Below are 5,964 nucleotides of genomic sequence, written 5' to 3'. Positions count from 1 at the left end.
AGGTCGGCTGGGAACTGCAGCGATCATTGAGCCCTTTAGGCGAACTCATCGCCCTGGACAACGACAGCACCGAGCTGTGTGGTGACTTCACCAACCTGCCCGGTCTGGCAGACACCATCCGCACCGTGCGCCCCGATGTCATCGTCAATGCCGCCGCCCACACCGCGGTCGACAAAGCCGAGAGCGAGCCCGCTCTGGCGCGCAGCATCAACGCCCTGGCCCCGCAAGTGCTGGCCACCGAGTCGGCCCAACTGGGTGCCTGGCTGGTGCACTACAGCACCGACTACGTGTTTGACGGCAGTGGCAGCACCCCCAGGGTGGAGACCGACCCCACCGGCCCTTTAAGCGAGTATGGCCGCAACAAACTCGAAGGCGAGCAATTGATTGCTGCTGCCAACCCGCGCCACCTCATCTTCAGAACCAGCTGGGTCTACGCTGCCCGCGGTGGCAACTTTGCCAAGACCATGCTGCGCCTAGCGCAAGAGCGCGACAAACTCACCGTCATCAACGACCAGATCGGTGCCCCCACCGGCGCTGACCTGCTGGCCGACATCACTGCCCACGCCATACGCCAGGTGTTCCAGCAAGAAGAGCTGACTGAAACAACTGCAGGCATCTACCACCTCGTGGCGGCTGGTGAGACCAACTGGTTTGAGTATGCAAAACATGTTCTAGCCCAAGCCAAGCAAGCGCAACCAGCGATTGAATTTAAAGTGACCGACATCCAGCCCGTGCCCACCAGCGCCTTCCCCACCCCGGCTAGGCGCCCGCACAACTCACGCCTGAACACCGCCAAACTGCAGCGCACCTTTGGCCTGACCCTGCCGCACTGGCAAGTGGGTGTGAATCGCATGCTGGCAGAGATCCTGTAAGCCAGACTTGAGAAAATTGAGAACAACCATCCAGAACATTGAGAACCATCGGGAGCAGCACCATGACCCATAACACGGCACAACGCAAAGGCATCATCCTCGCCGGGGGCTCCGGCACCCGGCTCTATCCGGTGACACAGGCTGTTTCCAAACAGCTCATGCCGATCTATGACAAGCCGATGATCTATTACCCCTTGAGCACCCTGATGCTCGCGGGCATTCGCGATGTGCTGGTCATCTCCACCCCGCATGACACACCCCGTTTCAGTGAACTGCTGGGTGACGGCAGCCAGTGGGGCATGAACATCAGTTATGCCGTGCAACCCAGCCCGGACGGCCTGGCGCAAGCCTTCATCATCGGGCGCGAGTTTGTGGGTAAGCACCCCAGTGCCCTGGTGCTGGGTGACAACATCTTCTACGGCCATGACCTGGTCAAACAGCTCGCCCATGCCGATGCCAACCAGATCGGTGCCAGTGTGTTTGCCTACCATGTGCATGACCCCGAGCGTTATGGTGTGGTGGCCTTTGACCAAAGCATGCGCGCCATCAGCATTGAAGAAAAACCCAAACAGCCGCAAAGCAACTACGCCGTCACCGGCCTGTACTTCTACGACACCCAGGTGTGTGACATTGCCGCAGACATCAAGCCCTCACACCGTGGTGAGTTGGAGATTACCGATGTCAACAAACGTTATCTGGAACAGGGCCAGCTCAACGTCGAGATCATGGGCCGGGGTTATGCCTGGCTAGATACCGGCACGCATGACAGCCTGCTCGAGGCCGCCAGCTTCATTGCCACCCTGCAAAAGCGTCAGGGCCTGCAAGTGGCCTGCCCCGAAGAGATTGCCTACAGCCAGAAATGGATTGATGCGGCGCAGATCCAGAAGCTGGCCACACCGCTGGCCAAGAATGGTTACGGGCAATATCTGCTCAGCCTGATCAAGTAAGAAAAGCCAGTAAAAGAATATAGCTATCAACGCCCGTGGAATATGGGCTGGAGCTCAATAAATGCCTTATACCGTCACCCAAACCCGATTGCCTGAAGTACTGATTCTGGAGCCCAAAGTGTTTGGCGATGCCAGAGGCTTTTTCTATGAGAGCTTTAACGCACTCGACTTTGCCCAATGCACCGGGCTGGACGTGCAGTTTGTTCAAGACAACCACAGCAAGTCAGCCAAAGGCGTGCTGCGCGGTCTGCATTACCAGATCCAGCACCCGCAGGGCAAACTGGTGAGAGTCACACAGGGTGAAGTGTTTGATGTGGCGGTGGACCTGCGCAAGAGCTCACCCCACTTTGGCAAGTGGGAGGGGGTGGTGCTGTCAGCGGACAACAAGCGCCAGCTGTGGGTGCCACCGGGCTTTGCACATGGCTTTGTGGTGCTGAGCGATACCGCAGAGTTCTTGTACAAAACCACCGATTACTATCACCCCGAGTTTGAGCGTAGTCTGCTGTGGAGTGACCCGACCGTCGGTATCCAGTGGCCGGTGGGTAATGCGCCGCTGCTGGCGGCAAAGGATGCGGCGGCACTCGTGCTGGAACAGGTTGAGGTTTTTCCTTAAAGCCTGTGCATTCCCTGAGGTCAGCAGAAGCTGGAACACCAAAAGAATAAACCCGCCAAAGGCGGGTTTGTTTCTTGGTGTCCACCCAGGGTTTAGCCCATGTGTAAACCACCGTTGACCGAGAACTCGGCACCTGTGGCGTAACCACCTTCGTCCGACGCCAGCCAGGCGATGATGGAGGCGATCTCGGACGGCTCACCCAGCCGCTTGACCGGTACCGTGCCAATGATCTTGTCGAGCACTTCCTGACGGATGGCCTTGACCATGTCGGTGCCGATGTAGCCAGGGCTGACGGTGTTGACTGTGACACCCTTGGTGGCCAGCTCTTGCGCCAGCGCCATGCTGAAGCCGTGCATACCGGCCTTGGCCGCCGAGTAGTTGGTCTGCCCGGCCTGGCCCTTGACGCCGTTGACCGACGAGATGTTGATAATGCGGCCCCAGCCCTTTTCAACCATGCCGGCCACCACTTGCTTGGTGACGTTGAACATGGAGTTGAGGTTGGTCTCGATCACCGCGTCCCAGTCTTCGCGGGTCATTTTCAGGAACATGCGGTCACGCGTGATACCGGCATTGTTGACCAGCAGGTCAATGATGCCGTGCTCTGCGTGGGCCTTGTCAAAGGCTTCGACCGTGCTGTCCCAGTTGCCCACGTTGCCTGACGAGGCGTAAAACGTGAAGCCCAGCTCGGCCTGCTCGGCCAGCCACTTGCCATAGTCACGTGTGGGGCCGCAGCCCGCGATGACCTTGAAGCCCTCTTTGCTCAGGCGCTGGCAAATGGCGGTACCAATGCCGCCCATGCCACCGGTAACGTACGCTACTTTTTGACTCATGCTTTGCTCCTCTTTGTAAAAACCAGATGTGAATGATAGGGTGAATTAACGCTCAAGCGCCAGCGACACGCCCATGCCGCCGCCAATGCACAACGCGGCCAGGCCCTTCTTGGCATCGCGACGCTGCATTTCGTGCAGCAAGGTCACCAGAATGCGGCAGCCAGACGCACCAATGGGGTGACCAATGGCAATGGCACCCCCATTGACGTTGACCTTGGACGGATCGACTTCAAGCTGCAGGTTTACCGCGCAGGCTTGCGCAGCAAATGCTTCGTTGAGCTCAAACAGGTCGACGTCGTTCACGCTCCAGCCGGCACGTGCCAGCGCCTTGCGCGATGCGGGCACCGGGCCAAGCCCCATGGTGGCAGGGTCAAGACCGCTGGTACCAAAGGCGGCAATACGGGCCAGGGGCGTCAGACCCAAGGCCGCTGCCTTCTTGGCAGTCATCACCACCACAGCGGCGGCGCCGTCGTTGATGCCGGAGGCATTGCCAGCAGTGACCGAGCCGGTTTTGTCGAACGCCGGGCGCAGACCGGCCAGGGCTTCGGCATTGGTTTTGCGGTTCAGAAACTCGTCGGTGTTGAACACCAACGGGTCACCTTTTCGCTGCGGAATGCTGACGCCGACAATTTCGTCCTTGAACTTGCCGGCATCCTGTGCGTCAGCGGCTTTTTGCTGGCTGGCCAGGGCCAGTGCGTCTTGCATGTCGCGGCTGATGCTGCACGCCTTGGCCACGTTTTCTGCGGTGATGCCCATGTGGTAGTTGTTGTACACATCCCACAGGCCGTCAACGATCATGGTGTCGGTCATTTTCCAGTCGCCCATGCGCTGGCCGTCTCGGCTGCCGTTGAGCACATGTGGGCTGGCGCTCATGTTTTCCTGGCCACCGGCGACCACGATGTCGCTGTCGCCCCAGGCCACCGCCTGCGCGGCGAGCATGACCGCTTTCAGACCCGAGCCACAGACCGCGTTGATGGTCAGTGCCGGGGTTTCCATGGCCAGACCGGCCTTGAGTGTGGCCTGACGTGCCGGATTCTGGCCGCAGCCAGCCGCCAGCACCTGGCCCATGATGACCTCGCCCACTTGATCGGGGCTCAGTTTGGCGCGGGCGATGGCCTCGCGAATCACGATGCTGCCCAGCTCCATGGCCGATACCTTGGCCAGCGAACCGCCAAACTTGCCTACGGCGGTACGCGCTGCTGAAACGATGACGATGTCTTCCATGATGGTCTCTGTGTCCTGTAAAAAAGTAAAAGTAAACGGGTAAAACGGTGATCAGGCCTTGGCCAGCACGTAACGGCCAGGTGCGGGCTCGATGCCCTTGTGTTTGCCTTTGCCATAGGTCTTGGGCGCGGCGATCTGCTTGCTGGACTGGCTGGCCAGCCAGTTGGACCAGTCAGTCCACCAGCTGCCCGGGTGCTCAGCGGCACCGGCAAACCACTCGTCGTGCGTCTTGGGCAGCTTGCCATCGTCACGCGTCCAGTAGCAGCGCTTGCCTTTGGCGGGCGGGTTGATCACACCGGCAATGTGGCCTGAGGCACCCATGACAAAGCGTTTGGAGCCCGGGAAAAACCGCGTGGTGGCATAAGCGCCGTTGATCGGCACGATATGGTCTTCGCGCGAGCCATAGATGTAGATCGGGATATCGACCTTGCCAAAGTCGACCTTTTCGCCCAGCACCGTGGCCTTGCCCGGCTTGCTCAGGTTGTTTTCGAGGTAGGTATTGCGCAGGTACCAGGTGTAGAAGGGGCCAGGCAGGTTGGTGCTGTCGGCGTTCCAGTACAGCAGGTCGAACGGTGGGGGTGTTTCGCCCTTGAGGTAGTTGCCCACCACATAGTTCCATACCAGATCGTTGGGGCGTAAAAAGCTGAAGGTGCTGGCCATGTCGCTGCCCTTCATCATGCCGCCCTTGCCCATTTCTTTTTCACGCTTGGCGACAAACGCTTCGTCAATGAACACATCGAGCACACCGGTGTCGGCAAAGTCGACCATCGCCGTCAAAAAGGTGGCACTCGCTACAGAGGTGTCGCCGCGTGACGCCAGCACCGCAAGGGCGGTGGAGAGCATGGTGCCACCGACACAGAAACCCAGCGTGTTGATGCTGGGCGCGCCGGTGATTTCTTTGGTGACGCTGATGGCCTTGAGGATGGCGTGCTCGATAAAGTTGTCCCAAGTGACCTGGGTCATCGACGCATCGGGGTTGCGCCAGCTCACCACAAAGGTGCGGTGCCCTTGCGCCACGGCGTAGCGGATCAGCGAGTTGTCGGGTTGCAGGTCAAGGATGTAGTACTTGTTGATGCTCGGGGGCACCAGCAAAAAGGGCTTTTCGTAAACCTTGTCTGTTAGCGGCTTGTATTCAATGAGCTGGATGTAGTCATTCTCAAACACCACCATGCCTTCGGTGGTGGCGATGTTTTTGCCCACCGTGAACAGGCTTTCGTCGGTCATCGACATGTGGCCCTGGTTGTAGTCCTGCAGCAAGTTACGCACGCCCTTGGCAATGCTCTCACCCTTGGTGTCAATGGCGGTCTGCAATGCGTCGGCGTTCATGGCCAGGAAATTGCTGGGGGCCGCGGCGGCGTTGAGCTGCTCCACCGTGAAGCGGATGCGGGCACGGGTTTTTTCGTCGGTCTCGACTGCGTCGACCAGTTGTGTCAGCGCCTTGGCGTTGAGCAGGTACATGGCGGCAGTGAAGGTGGCCA

6 protein-coding genes are annotated in these 5,964 nt (G+C 59.4%); 3 read left to right on the top strand and 3 right to left on the bottom strand.

All coding sequences use genetic code 11. The features are described 5' to 3' along the window. The 3 genes from rfbD to rfbC all read left to right on the top strand — a co-directional run. Positions 1 to 872 (top strand): dTDP-4-dehydrorhamnose reductase (gene rfbD / locus KBF66_RS18575; RefSeq protein ID WP_296661075.1); only part of this gene is annotated, 872 nt, incomplete at its 5' end. Positions 873 to 934: 62 nt separating this feature from the next. Continuing rightward, positions 935 to 1,819: a glucose-1-phosphate thymidylyltransferase RfbA gene (gene rfbA / locus KBF66_RS18570; protein ID WP_296661073.1), complete on the top strand. Its 885-nt coding sequence runs from the start codon at positions 935 to 937 to the stop codon at positions 1,817 to 1,819. A gap of 61 nt (positions 1,820 to 1,880) precedes the next feature. After that, positions 1,881 to 2,432, top strand: coding sequence for a dTDP-4-dehydrorhamnose 3,5-epimerase (rfbC, locus tag KBF66_RS18565; RefSeq protein ID WP_296661071.1), 552 nt, complete (start codon positions 1,881 to 1,883; stop codon positions 2,430 to 2,432). A 92-nt stretch (positions 2,433 to 2,524) separates the two neighbouring features. On the opposite strand, the gene phbB is transcribed toward rfbC, so the two are convergent. From phbB to phaC, 3 genes are all read right to left on the bottom strand, one after another. After that, positions 2,525 to 3,262: an acetoacetyl-CoA reductase gene (gene phbB / locus KBF66_RS18560; protein WP_296661068.1), complete on the bottom strand. Its 738-nt coding sequence runs from the start codon at positions 3,260 to 3,262 to the stop codon at positions 2,525 to 2,527. Positions 3,263 to 3,307: 45 nt separating this feature from the next. Continuing rightward, the gene (locus KBF66_RS18555) at positions 3,308 to 4,486 is read right to left on the bottom strand and encodes an acetyl-CoA C-acetyltransferase (RefSeq protein WP_296661066.1); all 1,179 of its coding nucleotides are present in this window, start codon (positions 4,484 to 4,486) and stop codon (positions 3,308 to 3,310) included. Between the two features lie 51 nt (positions 4,487 to 4,537). Continuing rightward, positions 4,538 to 5,964: class I poly(R)-hydroxyalkanoic acid synthase (gene phaC, locus KBF66_RS18550; RefSeq protein WP_296661063.1), on the bottom strand; the 1,427-nt coding region annotated here is incomplete at its 5' end.

Source organism: Rhodoferax sp., from assembly GCF_018063565.1.
Lineage (GTDB): Bacteria > Pseudomonadota > Gammaproteobacteria > Burkholderiales > Burkholderiaceae_C > Rhodoferax.
Note: the sequence above shows the minus strand (reverse complement) of the source record. Positions and strands in the feature narration are given on the sequence as shown.

Coding starts and splice junctions, on each gene's coding strand:
- KBF66_RS18555 (WP_296661066.1), bottom strand. CDS start 4,486: ATGGAAGACATCGTCATCGTTTCAGCAGCGCGTACCGCCGTAGGCAAG.
- rfbA (WP_296661073.1), top strand. CDS start 935: ATGACCCATAACACGGCACAACGCAAAGGCATCATCCTCGCCGGGGGC.
- rfbC (WP_296661071.1), top strand. CDS start 1,881: ATGCCTTATACCGTCACCCAAACCCGATTGCCTGAAGTACTGATTCTG.
- phbB (WP_296661068.1), bottom strand. CDS start 3,262: ATGAGTCAAAAAGTAGCGTACGTTACCGGTGGCATGGGCGGCATTGGT.